Origin of the sequence: Streptomyces sp. NPDC058646 (assembly GCF_042716875.1) — a bacterium.
In the GTDB taxonomy this organism is placed as follows: domain Bacteria; phylum Actinomycetota; class Actinomycetes; order Streptomycetales; family Streptomycetaceae; genus Streptomyces.
Genome location: NZ_JBHXRK010000006.1, coordinates 1 through 17,394, shown reverse-complemented (window position 1 = coordinate 17,394; position 17,394 = coordinate 1). Strand labels below are relative to the sequence as shown.

Below are 17,394 nucleotides of genomic sequence, written 5' to 3'. Positions count from 1 at the left end.
GTCGAGGCGGCAGTATGGCGGAATCATGCAGCCTCGGCCGGGGGCCTGTGGGAGGGAAAAAAGAAGTCGTGCCCCGCGGGTGCGGGACACGACTTCACAGGCCGGGAGCAGCATTCAGGAGTACTGGGCGATCAGGCTCTTGGGGCGGATGTCCGTCCAGTTCTCCTCCACGTAGGCGAGCGCGCCGGCTCGGCTCCCTGCCCCCCACACCACGTCCCAGCCTGCGGGAACGTCAGCGAACGTGGGCCACAGGGCGTGCTGTCCCTCCTCGTTCACCACGACGTGGAAGGTGCCCTCGGTGTCGTCGAAAGGATTGGTCATGACAGACTCCTCAATTTCTCGGAAAGGATACGGCCGATCAGGGCGAGGGGTTCCGGCTCACCCATTCTTGTGTGCGGGACCCCGATGACGTGGTTCTCGACGCTGCCCTCGACATAGGGAATCCAGTGCTGCGCGAGCGTGTTCTCCGTCTCCCCGTCCTCGATCGCCGCCAGGAAAAGCAGGTCGGTGGCGACGGGGCGCGGGGTGTACAGGTTCATGATCTCGGCGTGGTCGACGGAGGCGCCGATGACGGACCGGATCTCCTCGTCCGAGAAGGCTCCGAGGACCGGGTCCTTCAGCCGGACCAGTCCGATGAGCGCGTCCACGTCGAAGGGCGCGTCCTCGGGCTCGTCGGAGGCGTCCCCGACCAGCATGTCCCGCTTCTGCGCGGGGGTCATCCGGCGCCGCTGCGGCTCGGTCGGCAGAAGGTGGACGTCCATCATGGCCAGCAGGTCGGTGCGTTCCCCCAGTTCCGCCAGCCGGACGGCCAGGGCGTGGGCGACCGTGCCGCCGAAGGACCAGCCGAGGAAGCGGTACGGGCCGTGCGGCTGGACCTCGCGGATCAGCGGCAGGTAGTCCTCCACCATCTCCTCGACCGTCTCCGGGGAATGGCCGAGCTCGCTCAGGGCCCGCGCCTGGATCGCGTACAGCGGCTGGTCCGGCCCGAGATGACGGGCCAGCCCGGCGTACGGCCAGCCCACCCCGGTGCCGGGGTGGATGCAGAAGAGCGGCTGCCGCGCACCCCGTGTCTGGAGGGGGAGGAGCACCCCCATCGGGTCGAAGCCGCTGGGCTCGTCGCCGAGGAGCCCCGCCACCGTCGGGGTGCGGAACAGGTCCCGTACGCCGCGCTCCAGCCCCAGGACCGTCCGCATCCGGCTCACCAGGCGCACCCCGAGCAGTGAATGCCCGCCCAGGGCGAAGAAGTTGTCGTCGATGCCGACCCCCTCCACCCCGAGCACCTCGGCGAACAGCCCGCACAGGACCTCCTCGCGCGGGGTGCGCGCCCGGCGCCCCGGGGCACCGGCCGCCGGTGCGGGCGCGGGCAGGGCGGCCCGGTCCGGTTTGCCGTTGACGGTCAGCGGGATGCCGTCGAGGAGGACGAGGGCCGAGGGGACCATGTGCTCGGGCAGCTCGTCCGCCAGCCACCGCAGCAGCGCGGCCTCCTCGGGCGCGTGGCCGGCGCGCGGGACGGCGTACGCCACGAGCCGCTTGCCGCCCGGGCCGTCCTCGCGGACGACGACGGCGGCCTGGCCCACGCCCGGGTGGCGGGCGAGGGTCTCCTCGATCTCGCCCGGCTCGATGCGGAAGCCGCGCAGCTTGACCTGTCCGTCGGCCCGCCCGATGAACCGCAGTTCCCCGGCCGGCGTCCAGTGGACCAGGTCGCCGGTGCGGTACATCCGGCCGCCGTCCGCCCCGAACGGGTCGGCGACGAACCGCTCCGCCGTCAGCCCTGGCCGCCCGACGTAGCCGCGGGCCACCTGCGTACCGGCGAGGTACATCTCGCCGGCGACCCCCACCGGGACCGGGCGCAGACGCTCGTCCAGGACGTGGACGCGCATGTTGTCGAGGGCAGCGCCGAGGTGGACGCCGTGGACGACCCGCAGGTCGAGCGGGAAGCGCTGCTGGTGGGAGGCGAAGGTCGTCTCGGTGGGGCCGTACGAGTGGACGAGGACCGTGTCGGGGCAGTGGTCCAGGACCCGCTGGAGGGCGCTCGGCGAGGCCACGTCACCGCCGGTCCACACCTCGTCGAGGAGCTTGAGGGTGTCCAGGCCCTCGTCCGCCATGATGTGGAAGAGACCCATGGTGAAGTAGGCGGCGGTGACGTCGTAGGTGCGGATGGTGTGGTCGAGCCCGGCGACGTCCGTGCCGTCGCCCGGGGCGATGACCAGCTGCCCGCCGTTCAGCAGCGGCACCCACAGCTCGTACGTCGAGGCGTCGAAGCCGATCGCCGAATGGACCAGCATCCGGCGGTGGTTGGCCAGGTCCCAGCAGCGGTCGGTGATCAGCTCCACCACGTTGCGGTGGGTGACGCCGACGCCCTTGGGGCGGCCGGTCGAACCCGAGGTGAACATGACGTACATCAGCTCGTCCTCGCCGACGGCCACCCCCGGATCGCTCTCCGGGAAGCCCGTCACCGGCGTGTCGACGGACAGCACGCGGGCTCCCGCGTCGAGCTGGCGCCGCACGGCCGCGGAGCCGGCGTGCGCCTCCTGCGTCAGGAGGACCCGCGCACCCACGTCCTCCATGATCATGGCCACCCGGGCGTCCGGCAGCCGCGGGTCCAGCGGTACGTACGCCGCCCCGCACTTGAGCACCGCCAGCGCGGCCACGGGCAGGTGCGGGCTGCGGTCCAGCAGCACCCCCACCGCACCGCCCCGGCCCACCCCCGCCTCGATCAGCCGGTGCGCCAGGACGTTGGCGCGGGCGTCCAGCGCGGCGTAGCCGAGGGTCTCCTCCCCGTACGACAGCGCGGTGCGCAGCGGCGTCCGGCGGGCCTGCGCCGCGAACCGCTCGTGCACCGGTCCGCAGGAGGTCCGCGGCACCGCCGTGTCGTTGTACTGCGTGACGAGCCGGAACTCCTCCTCGGGCGACAGGAGCGGCAGGTCGCCGATCCGCTGCCGCGGATCCGCGGCCACCGCCCGCAGGACGCGCGCCAGATGCCCGGCGAGCACCGCCGCCGTCGGCCCGTCGTACAGGTCCGTCGCGTATTCGAGTACGCCGGCCAGCCCGCCCGGCGTCCCGTCCGCGGCCCGCGTCTCCGTCAGGGACACGGTCAGGTCGAACTTGGTGTACCCGGAGGCCGCCCCGAGCGGCGTCCCGGCCAGGGCCGTTCCCGCCGGCACCTGCGGTTCGGCCGGCTGGACCTGGACCATCGCCTGGACCAGCGGGTGGTGGGCGGTGGAACGCACCGGGTTCAGCTGCTCGACGACCAGGTCGAAGGGCAGGTCCTGATGGGCGTAGGCCGCGAGGTCGGTCGCCCGGACGCGGGCGAGCAGCTCCGTGAAGCACGGGTCGCCGGAGGTGTCGCAGCGCAGCACGAGGGTGTTGACGAAGAACCCGACCAGGTCGTCGAGGGCCTCGTCGTCCCGGCCCGCGGTCACCGTGCCGAGCGGGAGGTCCGTGCCCGCGCCGTGCCGGGTGAGGATCGCCGCGAACGCGGCCTGGACCACCATGAACAGCGTGGCCCCGTGCTCCAGTGCCAGTGCCTCCAGCCGGGCGTGCGTGCCGGCATCCAGCTCCAGCGGCACCGCGGCGCCCCGGTGCGAGGCCTCGGCGGGCCGGGTACGGGCACCGGTCAGCTCCAGCGCGGGCGGCGCGTCCGCCAGGGCGTCCTTCCAGTATGCGATGTGCGCGGCGGCCGCCTCCCCCTCCAGGACCTCGCGCTCCCACAGCGTGTAGTCGGTGTACTGCACCAGCAGCGGCTGCCAGCCGGGCGCCGATCCCGCCAGGCGGGCCTCGTAGGCGGCCGCCAGGTCGCGGACCAGCGGTCCGGCGGACCAGCCGTCGGCGGCGATGTGGTGCACGAGCAGGACCAGGACCTGCCCGCCGTCCCCGGCGGTGTCGATCAGCGAGGCCCGCAGCGGCAGTTCGCCCGCCAGGTCGAAGACGTGCCCGGCGGCCGCGTCGACCGCCGCCTCCAGCCCGCCCGGCGCCGCGCCGATCCGCTCCAGCACCGGCCGGGCCCCTTCCACGACCTGCTGGTACGGCTGCCCGTCCACCGTCGGGTACACCGTCCGCAGCACCTCGTGCCGCTCGGCCACGTCCGCGAGGGCCTCGGCCAGCACGGCGGGGTCCAGCGGCCGCTCCAGCCGCAGGGCGAAGGGGATGGTGTAGGAACGGCTCGGCCCCTCCAGCTGGTCCACGAACCACAGCCTGCGCTGCGCGTACGACAGCGGGATCCGCTCCGGCCGGGCCTGCGGCGCCACGCGGACCAGCGCGGGCCGGCCGTCCGGGGCGCTGTCCCGGACCAGCCGCAGGGCCAGTTCGGCGGGGGTCGGAGCCAGGAACAGGTCCCGGATCCGAGCCTCGACGCCGAGCACCGCCCGGATCCGGTTGACCAGCCGCACACCCATCATCGAGTGGCCGCCGACCGAGAAGAAGTTCTCGTGCGGCTCCACCCGGTCCAGCCCGATGACCTCGGCGAACAGCCCGCACAGGACCTCCTGGGCGGCGGGGGAGCAGCCGGCACCCCCCGCCCGGGCCGCGGCGCGCGCCGCCGCGTCCTGCGCCTCCCGGGCGGCCGACAGTCCGGCCCGCAGCCGGGCGACCTCCCGCCCCTCCTGCGGGGTCAGCAGGGGCAGTTCACCGGCGGACGCGTACGGGTCCGCCGCCGCCCGGGCCAGTGCCCGGACGAACAGGTCCAGCAGCAGCTGCGCCGTCCCCGCGTCGAACAGGTCCACCGCGTACTGCCACCACACCTCCAGGCCGCCGCCGGGGAGCTCCACGCAGGAGACGCTGAGGTCGAACTTGGCTGCCTCCAGGCCCGGTTCGGCGAACCGGCCGGTCAGCGCACCGCCGCCCAGCGAGAACGCGGGGTCGCCCTGCTCCTGCGCCGTCAGCATCACCTGGAAGAACGGGTTGACGGCCAGGGCGCGTTCCGGGCCCAGGTGCTCCACCAGCAGGTCGAAGGGGAGTTCCTGGTGGGCGTAGGCGGCCAGGTCCGCGTCCCGGGCCCGGTCCACCAGCTCCGCGTACGGTACGTCCCCGGACACGTCGGTGCGCAGGACCAGGGTGTTCACGAAGAAACCGACCAGGGCGTCCAGGGCCTCGTCCCCGCGCCCGGCGACGGGCGTGCCGACCGCCACGTCGGAACCCGCGCCGACGGCGGCCAGGGCCAGCGCCAGCGCGGGCCGGAGCACCATCAGCAGGCTCGCGCCGCGCTCCTCGCCGAGGGCGCCGAGCCTGCGGTGGGCGTCCGCGCCGAGACGGGCGACGAGGGTCGCGCCCTGCCCGGTCGGCTCCGCGGGCCGCGGCCGGTCCGCCGGCAGGTCGAGCACGGTCGGCATCCCGTCGAGGGCGCTCCGCCAGTGGCCGAGCAGCGCCGCCGGGTCCGCGAGGAGCTCCTGCTGCCACAGCGTGTAGTCGGCGTACTGCACCGGCAGCGGCTCCCACCCGGGCGCGCCGCCCCCCAGCCGGGCCGCGTACGCCTCCCCGAGGTCGCGCAGCAGCGGGGTGACGGACCAGCCGTCGGTGGCGATGTGGTGGGTCAGCAGGGCGAGCGTGGCCGAGCCGTCGCCGGGCAGGAACAGCCGGGCCCGGAGGGGGAGGTGGGTGCCCAGGTCGAAGGCGGCCCCGTTGAAGGCGGCCACCAGCCCCGCCACCTCCTCCGGCGCGCACTCCCGTACCTCCAGCGGCACGGGCGGCGCTTCGAGCACGTGCTGGTACGGCTCGGAGTCCACGGCCGGGTACACCGTCCGCAGCACCTCGTGCCGCTCCACCACGTCGGCGAGCGCGGCCTCCAGGACGGCCGGGTCCGGGACGCCGTCCAGACGCACCACCACGGGCAGGTTGTAGGTGGCCGACGGCCCCTCCAGCCCGGCCAGGAACCACAGCCGCCGCTGGGCGAAGGACAGCGGCACCCGGTCCTCGGCGGGCAGCACCGGCCCGGCGAAGACGGCGTACGGGTCCTGCGCGCCCGGGCCGTCCCCGGCCCGCAGGGACTTCCGGTCGATCTTCCCCGACGAGGTCCGGGGCAGCGGGTCCGTGCGCAGCGTCAGCGTGCCCGGTACGGCGGCCGCGGGCAGCTCGGCCCGCAGCAGCACCCGCAGCCCCTCCGCGGACACCTCCTCGCCGGCGACCACGAAGGCCGCCAGCCGCTTCACCCCGTCCGGGGTCTCCTGCGGTACGACGGCCGCCTCGCGCACCCCGGGGTGCGAGGTCAGCACCGACTCCACGGACGCGGGGTCCACCCGGTGCCCGTTGATCTTCACCTCGTCGTCGGCCCGGCCGCGGAAGCCGAGCTGCCCGTCGGGCCGTACGCGGACCAGGTCGCCGGTGCGGTACGCGCGCTCCCCGCCCAGCGCGGCGAAGCGGCGCCCGGTCAGCTCGGGCCGGCCCAGGTAACCGTGCGCCAACGCCCCGCCCAGCAGCCACAGTTCCCCGTCGACGACGGCGGCCCGGACACCCGGCAGCGGTTCACCGATGGGCACCGGCCCGCCCTCGTACCGGGAGAGGTCGGCCACCGTGGCCACGACGGTGGCCTCCGTCGGCCCGTACGTGTTGAACAGGCGCACCCGTTCCCCGTCCACCGCCCGGCACCACTGCGCGACGCGCTCGGGCAGTGCGGCCTCCCCGCCGATGACGACCGTACGGATCGACGGCGGCAGCGCGGCGATCCCCGCGGCGAGGGCGTGCGCCAGCTCGTGCCAGTAGGCGGTCGGCAGGTCGAGCACGGTGACGCCGTGCTCCTCGCACCCGGCGAGCAGACCCGGCACGTCCAGCATCTCCTCGTCGCGCAGCACGAGCCGCGCCCCCGCGCCGAGGGTCAGGAAGATCTCCTCGACACTGGCGTCGAAGTGCAGGGGCGCGAACTGCAGGACCCGGTCCGTGTGCGTGATCCCGTACCGTGCGCCCGCACCGGCGGCGAACTGCGCCAGCGCCTCCTGGCCGACGACCACCCCGTTCGGGGTGCCGGTGGAGCCGGAGGTGTAGATGACGTAGGCGGCGTCCTCGGGGACGCCGTCGCCGGGGAGTACGGACTCGCCTTCGGCCGGTGCGACGGCGGTGCCCGCGCAGTCGGCGAGGATCGAGGCGTTCCGGGCGGGCGGCGCCGCGGGGTCCAGCGGCAGGTAGGCCGCCCCGGTCCGCAGGGCGGCGAGCAGGCCCACGACGGCATCGGTGCCGCGCGGCCTGCTGACCGCGACCAGCCGCCCGGGTCCGGCCCCCTCCCGCGCCAGCTCGTCGGCGCGCAGGGCCACCGCGAGGGCGAGCTGCCCGTACGTCATCCGGTGCTCCCCGTGCACCAGCGCGATCCGCTCGGCGCCGGCGGCGACCTGGGCGTCGAACCGGTCGAGCACGCGCGGCGCCGGACTGATCGCCGGGCCGCCGTCCAGGACGGCGGCGGCGGTGGGGGCGGTCGAGGGCATCGCGGGGCCTCCAGGCGAGGGTCGGGGTGCGGAGCGGACTCCGTGGCCTCCACGCTAAGTTCGCCCTCCGCCCCCGGCGGGCAGTCCCCCCGGCAGCTCAGCACCCCCGTCCTGCCCCCTCCGACTGCCGCCGCCGGCCGCCGCCTCGGCGGCAGTTCCGGGCCGGTCCGGTGCAGCACCCCGCCCCGGACTCCCCGCGCCGGGCGCTCCCTACGTGGACCGTACGCGGGCCCCCGCGCGGGTGCGGCGGCGCAGGGCCGGGGGCGCGGCCGGGGCGGCGGGGGCCGGGGCGGCCGAGAGCAGGGCCGCCAGCTTCGCCGGGGTCGGGTGGCGGAAGACCTCGCGGAGGGTCAGCTCGCGGCCCAGCTCCGCCCGGACCCGGTTGACCAGGCGCACCGCCAGCAGCGAATGGCCCCCGGTCCTGAAGAAGTTGTCGTCGGGGCCGATCCCGCCGCTCTCCAGGACCTCCGCGAACAGCCGCAGCACGGTGGCCGCCAGCCCGTCCTCGCGGCCTTCCCCGTCCTCCCTGCCTTCGTGCCCCTCCCTGCCTTCCCGGCCCTCCGGGCCCTCCGGAGCCGCCTGCGGGAAGTGCACCGCCGAGGGCACCTCGTACTCGGGCAGGCGTTCGGCGGCCCAGGCCTGGAGCTCCGCCTCCGTGACCGCGCCCTCCGCGTGCGCGGTCAGGCGGCCCTCCGACACCCGGGCCCGCGCCCGGACCACCGCCGGATGGGAGGACAGCACCGCGGAGACGTGATCCAGGTCGATCGGGTAACCGCCGGCCAGCGGCCGCCCGGCCCGGGTGCCGGCCGGCGCGGGCAGCTCCGAGAGGCGGCGCGAGGGGTCGGCCGCGAACAGTTCCAGGGCCGCCACCAGCAGGGCCGCCAGCCGCCCGGCACCCGCCGGCCCGTACAGGTCCGTGGCGTACTCCAGCACCCCGTCCAGTCCGCCGCCCGGGACCTCGGTCAGCGCGAAGGTCAGGTCCGACTTGGCGCTGTGCGACCCGTACGGCAGCTCCGTACCGGCCAGCGGCCCGTCCGGGTCCGCGGGGGTCGGCTCCGCACCGACCTGGAGCATCACCTGGACCAGGGGGTGGTGGGCCGAGGAACGGTGCGGGTTGAGGTGTTCCACGAGCCGGTCGAAGGGCAGGTCCTGGTGCGCGTACGCGGCCAGGTCCGCCTCCCGCACCCGGTCCAGCAACTCCCCGAAGGCCGGGTCCCCGGACGTGTCCGTCCGCAGCACGAGGGTGTTGACGAAGAAGCCGACCAGCGGGGACAGCGCGTCGTCCGAGCGGCCCGCGACCGTGGTGCCGAGTGCGATGTCGGTGCCCGCGCCCAGCCGCGTCAGGGAGGCGGCGAGGGCGGCCTGGACGACCATGAACAGCGTGGCCCCGTGCGCGTGCGCGATGCGGGTCAGCCGCCGGCGGGTCGCCGCGTCCACCGAGAAGCCGGTGACCGCGCCCCGCCCCGAGGGCTCCGCGGGCCGGTGCCGGTCCGTCGGCAGGTCCGTCAGCGGGGCCAGACCGGCCAGCGCCTCCTGCCAGTAGGCCAGTTCGGACTCCGCGCCGGCGAGCAGCTCCCGCTGCCACAGGGTGTGGTCGGCGTACTGCACGGGCAGCGGCGACCAGCCCGGTCCCCGGCCGGCGAGCCGCGCCTCGTACGCCGTCGCCAGGTCGGCGAGCAGCGGGCCCGTGGACCAGCCGTCCGACGCGATGTGGTGGAGGAGGACCACCAGCGTCTGCGGGCCCTTGTCCTCCGGCAGGAACAGCCAGGCGCGGAAGGGCAGGTCCCGCGTCAGGTCGAAGACGTGCCCGGCCGCCTCGTCCACGGCGGCCGACACGTCCGCCGGCCGGGCCAGCTCCAGCTGCGGCCGGGCCCCGGACAGGACCCGCTGGTACGGCTCCCCGCCCTCCGTCCCGTACACCGTGCGCAGCACCTCGTGCCGCTCGGCGACGTCCGCCAGCGCCGCGGTGAGCGCGGCCGGATCCAGCGGCCGCTCCAGCCGCCGCACCAGCGCGATGTTGTAGGCCGGCGACGGGCCCTCCAGCTGGTCCACGAACCACAGCCGGCGCTGCGCCGCGGACAGCGGGATCCGCTCCGGTCTGGCCCGCGGCGGTACGGTCACCAGCGCGGGCCGGGCGGCGGCCGCGGCCGCGCCGTCGCGTGCGGCCAGGCGCCGGTGCAGGGCGGCCGGGGTCGGCGCCAGGAACAGGTCCCGGATGCCCGCCTCGATGCCCAGGACGGCCCGGATCCGGTTGACGAGCTTGCTGGCGAGCAGCGAATGGCCGCCGTTGCGGAAGAAGTTGGCGTCCGAGGCGACGTCCTCGCGGCCCAGCAGCTCGGCGAAGAGCCCGCACAGGATCTCCTCCCGCGGGGACAGGGGCACCGGCCCGGCCCCGGAGTTCGCCGCCCGGTCCCCTGCGGCCGCCCGGTCCGGTCCGGCCGCCGAGGCGAGCGCGGACCGCTTGAGCGCCAGGAGGTCCGCCTCCTCGGCCCGGACCAGAGCCAGCTCGCCGAGCCGGGCGTCCGCCGAGGCCGCGAACGCCTCCAGGGCCCGCACGTACACCTCCAGCAGCAGCCGCGCGGTGTCCGCGTCGAACAGGTCCCGCGCGTACTGCAGGTGCAGGTCCAGTCCGGCCGGGGAGCCGTCCGCGGTCCGGCGCTCCACGCAGTGGAAGCCGAGGTCGAACCTGGCGGCGCCCAGGTCCGTGCTGCCTGCGCGGCCGGCGATGCCACCGAGGCGGAACCGGTCCTGCCCGGCCTCCTGCACCGTCAGCATCACCTGGAAGAAGGGGTGCTCGCCCAGCGCCCGCCCGGGCTCCGCGAGCCGTTCCACCAGCAGCCCGAACGGCAGGTCCTGGTGGTCGAAGGCGGCCAGGTCCGCGTCCCGCACCCGGTCCACCAGCTCACCCACCGCCGGGTCCCCGGTCAGGTCGGTGCGCAGGACCAGCGAGTTGACGAAGCAGCCGACCAGCTCGTGCAGGTCCTGGTCGGGGCGGCCCGCGACGGGGGTGCCGATCGCCAGGTCCGTTCCCGAACCGGTTGCCGACAGAGCCGCCGCCAGCGCCGAACGGGCCACCATGAAGAAGCTGGCCCGGCGCTCGCGGGCCAGCGCCACCAGGGCCCGGTGCGTCCCCGCCCCGAGCTCCGCGCCCTGCGTGGCGGCCCGGCCCGAGGGCTCGGCGGGCCGCGGCCGGTCGGCGGGCAGCACGGTCCGGGCGGGCATCCCCTCCAGCGCCGCCCGCCAGTGGTCCAGCAGCGGGGCGGGGTCGGCCAGCAGCTCACGCTGCCACAGCGCGTAGTCGGCGTACTGCACGGGAAGCGGCCGCCACCGCGGGGCCCGGCCCGCGCACCGGGCCGCGTACGCCTCGCCGAGATCCCGCAGCAGCGGAGCCAGCGACCAGCCGTCCGTGGCGATGTGGTGGACGAGCAGGACCAGGACCGAGGTGCCGTCGCCCGGCAGCAGCAGCCGGGCCCGGAACGGCGGCGCCGCCGCCAGGTCGAAGGTCTCCCGCCCGAGGCCCGCGATCAGTTCCTCCAGCGCGGCCGGAGCGCACGCGGTCACCTCCAGCAGGTCCGCGGGCACCGGCACCACCCGCTGGTACGGCTCCCCGCCCTCCGCCCCGTACACCGTCCGCAGCACCTCGTGCCGGTCCAGCAGGTCGGCCAGTGCGGCCGCCAGCGCCGCCCGGTCGGGGACCTCCTCCAGGCGCAGCACCAGCGGCGCGTTGTAGGCGGCCGAGGGGCCCTCGATCCGGCCCACCAGCCACAGGGCCCGCTGCGCGGCGGACAGCGGGATCCGCTCCGGGCGTGCGCCGGGCGCTGCGGCCACCAGTGCGGGCCGGGCCGGGGCCGCGCCGCCGGTTTCCGTGAGGCGCCGGTGCAGGGCGGCCGGGGTCGGTGCCAGGAACAGGTCCTTGATGCCGAGTTCCAGGCCGAGGGCGCCGCGGATCCGGTTGACGAGCCTGCTCGCCAGCAGCGAATGGCCGCCGCTGCGGAAGAAGTTGGCGTCCGAGGCGACGTCCTCGCGGCCCAGCACCTCCGCGAACAGCCCGCACAGGATCTCCTCCCGCGGCGACAGCACGTCCCGCCGCACCGGCCCGGCCGGGGCGGCGTCGTGCGCGGGCCCGGCGGCGAGCCGCTCCCGCCGCGCGGCCACGCCCTGCTCGTCCTCGGGCGTCAGCAGGGCCAGCTCCCCGATCCGCCGGCCGGGGTCCCGGGCGAAGGCCGTGAGGGCCCGCACGTAGACGTCCAGCAGCAGCCGGGCCGTCGCCTCGTCGAAGAGGTCCACCGCGTACTGCAGCGCGATCTCCATGCCGTCCGGCCGCCCGTCCGCCGCGTGCCGCTGCGCGCAGTACCACGTCAGGTCGAACTTCGCCGCGTCCAGGTCCACTTCGGCGAGCCGTCCGCCGAGGCGCCCGCCCGGCGACACGGTTCCCGCCGCCCCGTCCCCCGCGTCCACGGTCAGCATCACCTGGAAGAACGGATGGTGGCCGAGTGCCCGTTCGGGGCTGAGGTGCTCCACGAGCAGGTCGAAGGGGAGCTCCGCGTGTTCGTAGGCCGTCAGGTCCGCCTCCCGGACCCGCCGCAGCAGCTCCCCGACGGCCGGGTCCCCCGACAGATCGGTGCGCAGGGCAAGGGAGTTGACGAAGAAGCCGACGAGGTCGTACAGGTCCTCGTCGGGCCGCCCGGCGACCGGTGCGCCGATCACCACGTCCTCCCCGGCCCCCACGGCCTTCAGCGCCACCGCCAGCGCCGCACGGGCCACCATGGTCAGGCTCGCCCGGTGGGCGCGGGCCAGCGCGAGCAGGCCGCCGTGCACCGCCGCGTCCAGCGGGGCGGTCACCGTCGCCCCGCGCCCCGAGGGCTCCGCGGGGCGCGGCCGGTCGGCGGGCAGGGCGATCACCGCCGGAGCCCCGGCGAGGGTGGTCCGCCAGTGTTCCAGCTGCTCCCGGGCCAGGCTGTCCGGATCGGCGGGATCCCCGAGCAGCTCGTGCTGCCACAGGCTGTAGTCGGTGTACTGCACGGGCAGCGGATCCCACTGCGGGGCGCCGCCCGCCAGCCGGGCCTCGTACGCCCGCCCCAGATCGCGCAGCAGGGGGCCGGTGGACCACCCGTCGGTGGCCGCGTGGTGGATCAGCAGGACCAGGACCGCGGTCCCGTCGCCGGGCAGCAGCAGCCGGGCGCGCAGCGGCGGTTCGGTGGTGACGTCGATCGCCCGCCGGACGAACGCGGCGACGGCCGCGTCGAGTTCACCCGGTGCGCACCGGGCCGTACCGAGGCGCGGGGCGGCCGACGCGTCCAGTACGTGCTGGTACGGCTCCCCGTCGGCGCCGGCCTTCAGCACGGTGCGCAGCACCTCGTGGCGCCCCACCACGTCCCCCAGCGCCGCGCCGAGGGCCCCGGCGTCGGGCTCCGCGTCGAGGTGCAGGACGACGGGGGCGTTGTAGGCGGCGGACGGCCCCTGCAGACGGCTCAGGAACCACAGCCGGCGCTGGGCGAACGACAACGGGGTCACGGTCATGTCCTTAGCGGTCCTGGCTCGCCGCGGCGGCGACGAGCGTGTCGAGGTGGGCGGCGAGGTCGCGCAGGCGCGGGTGGGCGTAGACGGCCTTCACCGGGAGGGCGACGCCCAGTTCGGTGCGGACCCGGGACACGAGCTTGATCGCGAGCAGTGAATGTCCGCCCAGCTTGAAGAAGTTGTCCTCGGGACCGACCCCCTCGGCCCCCAGGACGGCGGCCCAGACCCCTGCGATCAGCCGCTGCGACGGGGTCATGCCGGCGGAGCCGGAGCCGGAGCCTGCGTCGGCGTCGGCGGCCGGGGCCGGGGCCGGCAGGGCCGCATGGTCCAGCTTGCCGTTCGTGGTGGTCGGGAAGCGGTCCAGGGCGACGAAGGCCGCCGGGACCATGTAGGCGGGCAGGACGGCGGCGAGCGCGTCCCGCAGCACGGCCGCGGGCACCGCCTCCGCGGAGGAGGGCTCCGCCGGCCGGTGGTAGGCCACCAGCCCCGGCGCCCCGTGCACCTCGTCGCGCAGGACCACGGCGGCCTCGGCGACCCCCGGCAGCGCCGTCAGCGCGGCTTCGATCTCCGGCAGTTCGATGCGGAACCCGCGCAGCTTGACCTGCCCGTCGGCCCGGCCCAGGTACTCCAGCCGGCCGCTCGGCAGGAGCCGCACCAGGTCGCCCGTACGGTACATCCGTGCGCCGGCCCAGGTGCCGGACCCGCCCGGAGCCTGCCCGGTGTCGGCGACGAACCGCTCCGCCGTCAGGCCCGGCCGCCGCCGGTAGCCGCGGCCCACGCGCGGGCCCGCCAGATACAGCTCGCCGCTCCCGCCGGCCTCGACCGGGTTCAGCTTCTCGTCCAGGACCCGCATCCGCAGCCCCGGCAGTACCCCGCCGATGTGCGGGGCCTCGTCCGGGGAGACCCAGCCCGCCGTGGAGTCCACGGTGCACTCGGTCGGCCCGTACAGGTTGACCGTGCGCAGGACGCCCTGCGCACCGAGTTCCCCGAGCCGCCGCCACAGGGCGGGGCCGATCGCCTCGCCACCGATCAGCAGGGTCAGCGGGCGCGGGCCGCCGTCCGCCGTGAGCAGCTCCAGGAGCGGCTCCGCGTGCGAGGGGGTGATGTCCAGGTCCGTCAGGGCCTGCTCGTCGACCAGCCGGGCCAGGAGTGCCGGGTCCGCGCGGGTCTCCTCCCCGATCATCACCAGGGTGTCGCCGCGGCAGATCCGTACCCACTGCTGCACCGACGCGTCGAAGGACGGAGAGGCGTTCCAGCCGACCCGCCCGCCCTCGGTGACCGCGATGCCCGCGCCCTCCAGCTCGGCGAGCAGCGCCGAAGCCGCCGCGCGGCCGATCTCCACGCCCTTGGGGCGGCCGGTGGAGCCGGAGGTGTAGATGACGTACGCCAGCTCGTCGCCCGCCACGGGAACCGGGGCGTACGCGCGCTCGCCGGCGTCCGGGCCGGAGCGGGACCCGGGCTCCGGCGCGGTCAGTTCGGCCACCGCCAGGTGCTCCACGCCGGGAGCCAGGGGTGCAGCCGTCGCGGCGGTGGTCACGACCAGGTCGGCGGCCGCGTCCTCGACGAGGTACCGGCGCCGCTCGGCGGGCAGCTTCGGGTCCACGGGCAGGTAGGCGGCGCCGGCGGTGAGGGTCCCGATCAGCGCGGCGACGAGGTCCGCACCGCGCGGCAGGCACAGCGCGACCACGCTCTCGGGACCGATGCCCCGCGCGGCGAGCCCCTCCGCGATCCGCATCGCCTCGGCGCGCAGCGCGCCGAAGCTCAGCTCGCGGTCGGCCGCGACGACGGCGGTGCGGGAGGCGGGGACGAGGGCCAGTCGCGCCAGCAGGTCGGTGGCGGCGCCCGGGGCGGAAGTGGTGCGGGGGCGCTCGGGGAGGACTGCGGTCATGGTGGTCACTCCCCGGTGAAGACGGTGGTGGACGGCCGGGTCGCGGGGGAGCAGTCGGCCAGCGCCACCGGCTCGCCCATGGCGACGAGGATCTTGCGGTCGCCCTTGTAGGCCTCGCGGCCGTGGGCGCACAGGATGTTGTCGACGAGCATCAGATCGCCCTGCTGCCAGGTCTCCCGTACGGTGACCCGGTCGTACACGTCGTTGATCGCGTCGACCTCGGCGTCCGTGAGCCGGGTGCCGTCGCCCAGGTAGGTGTTGAAGGGCAGTCCGTCCTCCCCGTAGGTGTCGATAAGGACCTCACGGACGTCCGGGTCCAGGGTGCGGCTGTTCCAGAAGGCGAAGTGGTTGAACCAGGTCTTCTCCCCGGTCACCGGGTGCGTGACGATCGCGGACCGGCGCTGTCGGGTGATCATCGAATCGTCCTCCTCGACCCACTCGTAGCCGACGGTGTTCTCCTCGCAGTACGCCTGCGCCACCGCCTTGTCGTCGGTCGCGAAGGTCTTGTACCAGGGCAGCCCGGCCAGTTCCGAGTAGTTCCGTACGAGCAGCCAGCCGGCCCGCGCGAACCGTTCCACCAGCTCCGGCGGCAGCAGGCGCAGCGCCTCGCGCATGTCGCCGACGGTGGTGGCGCCTCCCTCGGCGGGAGCGGTCACGCAGCCGAAGAGCAGCACCCCGGGGAAGTCCAGGGTGTAGCTGTTCTCGTTGTGCAGCCGGATCGGCTGGACGGCCGGGAGGTCGGTGGAGGAGAACACGCCCTCACCGAAGTCGGTACGGGGCGTCGCCTTCTCCTTGTAGCCGGCGCGCCGCTGGATCAGGGCGTCACGCGCCGCGGCGAAGGAGGCGGCGTCCTCGACCGGCAGCCCGCGCAGCAGGACGGCGCCGCTGCGGTGCAACTCTGCCTGGATGTCGGCGCGGTGGGCGGTGAGCCAGGCGACGGCCGTCTCCAGGTCGGCTCCGGCCGGGGTGTGGACGACGACGGGCTTGCCGGACTCGCGGAGCGGGGTGATCCCGGTCCCGGCAGGGGCTTCAGCGAAGGTGGTCATGGCAGTCCTCAGGAAGGAAGGAAGGAAGGGGTGGGAAGGGAAGGGAGCGCGGCAGGGCGCTGGGCCGCGGCGCGGGGCCCGCAGCACCGGCGGGGCCCGGTCAGACGGAGGCGGCCGTGGGCCTGCCGACCGCGGAACCCAGCACGGAATCCACCACCGAGAAGAACACGGGCAGTTGACCCTGGAAGTAGAAGTGCCCGCCCGGCAGGACGTACGAGGCGAACGGGGCGTCGGTGATCCGCGCCCAGCGGTCCAGCGAGGCGGCCGGCGCGACCGGGTCGGCGTCCCCGCCGATCACCGTCACCGGGCACGCCACCCGGGCCTCGGACTCCGGGCAGCGGTACACGTCGTCGATGGCGAAGTCGGCACGGATGGACGGGAGGATGATCTCCCGCAGCTCCGGCTCGTCGAGGATGCCGTCGTCGGTCCCGCCCCGCTCCTTGATGGCGGCGACCAGTTCGTCGTCGCTCAGCCGCTCCGGGTGCACGGCGCACGGGTTGGCGAGGAACGGCGCCCGGCAGGCCGAGGCGACCAGGGCCCGCGGTGCGCGGCCGGCCGCCTCCAGGGCCCGTACCACCTCGAAGGCGACGAGCGAGCCCATGCTGTGGCCCAGCACCACCAGGTCGTCGGTGCTCCCTTCGGGCAGGGCCGCCACCACCGGTCGGGCCAGGTCGGCGATGTCCCGGGGCAGGTCCTCGGCGAAGCGGGCGCCGCGGCCCGGGTACTGGCCGATGAGGAGCCGTACGTCGGCCGGGAGGTGGGCGCGCCAGTCGGAGTACGCGTGGGCGTTGCCGCCGGCGTGCGGCAGGACCAGCAGCGAGGTGCGCTGCGGGCCTTCGCCCGGCAGGTCCCAGACGACGTCGTCGGGGGCGGGGGCGGACCCCGGGTACTGGTCGTTGCTCATGAGGAACTCCGTTCCTTGTCGGTGCGGCGGCGCAGGGCGGGCCTGGCCCGCCGGGGCGCGGGCCGGTCGGACCGCAGCTGGGACTCGATGTGCTGGGCGAGGGTGGCGGGGGTGGGGTGCTGGAAGACGTCGCGGAGGGTGAGGGTGACGCCGAGGGTGGTGGTGATGCGGTGGGTGAGGCGGGCGGCGAGGAGGGAGTGGCCGCCGTGGTCGAAGAAGCTGTCGTCGATGGACAGCGGCGCGGGGGTGTTCAGCGCCTCGGTGAAGAAGGCGCACACGGACGCTTCGAGCGGGGTCCGCGGGGTCCGGCCGCCCACCGTGGTCACCGCCTGCGGTGCGGGCAGGGCCCGCTTGTCGATCTTCCCGTTGGGGGTCAGCGGCAGCCGGTCCAGCATCACCACGAAGGCCGGGACCATGTGGTCCGGCAGGAGCGTGCGCAGCCATAGGCGGACGTCCTGGGGGGACAGCTCGGGGGACGTCGACACCACGTACGCCGTCAGCTGCGGGGTGCGGTGGTGGTCGGGATGGGTCGTCAGGATGGCTTGGGTGAGGTGGGGGTGGGTGGTGAGGACGGTTTCGATTTCGGTGGGTTCGATGCGGAAGCCGCGGATTTTGATCTGGGTGTCGGTGCGG

7 protein-coding genes are annotated in these 17,394 nt (G+C 75.3%); all 7 read right to left on the bottom strand.

What is annotated here, in order from left to right:
* Window positions 1–114: 114 nt before the first annotated feature.
* Window positions 115–321 (bottom strand): MbtH family protein, encoded by a 207-nt coding sequence (locus ACFWUZ_RS09355; protein ID WP_384369716.1) that lies wholly within the window; start codon window positions 319–321, stop codon window positions 115–117.
* Window positions 318–7,406, bottom strand: a complete 7,089-nt coding sequence (locus ACFWUZ_RS09350; protein ID WP_384369713.1) for an amino acid adenylation domain-containing protein — start codon at window positions 7,404–7,406, stop codon at window positions 318–320. Before ACFWUZ_RS09350 ends, ACFWUZ_RS09355 begins: the two co-directional genes overlap by 4 nt.
* Before the next feature lie 210 nt (window positions 7,407–7,616).
* Window positions 7,617–12,920, bottom strand: a complete 5,304-nt coding sequence (locus ACFWUZ_RS09345; RefSeq protein WP_384369710.1) for a condensation domain-containing protein — start codon at window positions 12,918–12,920, stop codon at window positions 7,617–7,619.
* 10 nt (window positions 12,921–12,930) lie between these two features.
* Window positions 12,931–14,811, bottom strand: a complete 1,881-nt coding sequence (locus ACFWUZ_RS09340; protein ID WP_384369707.1) for an amino acid adenylation domain-containing protein — start codon at window positions 14,809–14,811, stop codon at window positions 12,931–12,933.
* A 5-nt stretch (window positions 14,812–14,816) separates the two neighbouring features.
* Window positions 14,817–15,857 carry a TauD/TfdA family dioxygenase gene (locus ACFWUZ_RS09335; RefSeq protein WP_384369704.1) on the bottom strand — a complete coding sequence of 347 codons (1,041 nt, stop codon included), beginning with the start codon at window positions 15,855–15,857 and terminating at the stop codon, window positions 14,817–14,819.
* A 100-nt stretch (window positions 15,858–15,957) separates the two neighbouring features.
* Entirely contained in the window at window positions 15,958–16,761 is an 804-nt protein-coding gene (locus tag ACFWUZ_RS09330) for a thioesterase II family protein (protein ID WP_384369701.1), read from the bottom strand.
* Window positions 16,758–17,394 (bottom strand): phosphopantetheine-binding protein (locus ACFWUZ_RS09325; RefSeq protein ID WP_384369697.1); only part of this gene is annotated, 637 nt, incomplete at its 5' end. The genes ACFWUZ_RS09325 and ACFWUZ_RS09330, both read right to left, overlap by 4 nt.

Bases quoted from the DNA above. Each gene is read 5' to 3' on its own strand.
- ACFWUZ_RS09335 (WP_384369704.1), bottom strand. From the start codon at position 15,857: ATGACCACCTTCGCTGAAGCCCCTGCCGGGACCGGGATCACCCCGCTC.
- ACFWUZ_RS09330 (WP_384369701.1), bottom strand. From the start codon at position 16,761: ATGAGCAACGACCAGTACCCGGGGTCCGCCCCCGCCCCCGACGACGTC.
- ACFWUZ_RS09340 (WP_384369707.1), bottom strand. From the start codon at position 14,811: ATGACCGCAGTCCTCCCCGAGCGCCCCCGCACCACTTCCGCCCCGGGC.
- ACFWUZ_RS09355 (WP_384369716.1), bottom strand. From the start codon at position 321: ATGACCAATCCTTTCGACGACACCGAGGGCACCTTCCACGTCGTGGTG.
- ACFWUZ_RS09350 (WP_384369713.1), bottom strand. From the start codon at position 7,406: ATGCCCTCGACCGCCCCCACCGCCGCCGCCGTCCTGGACGGCGGCCCG.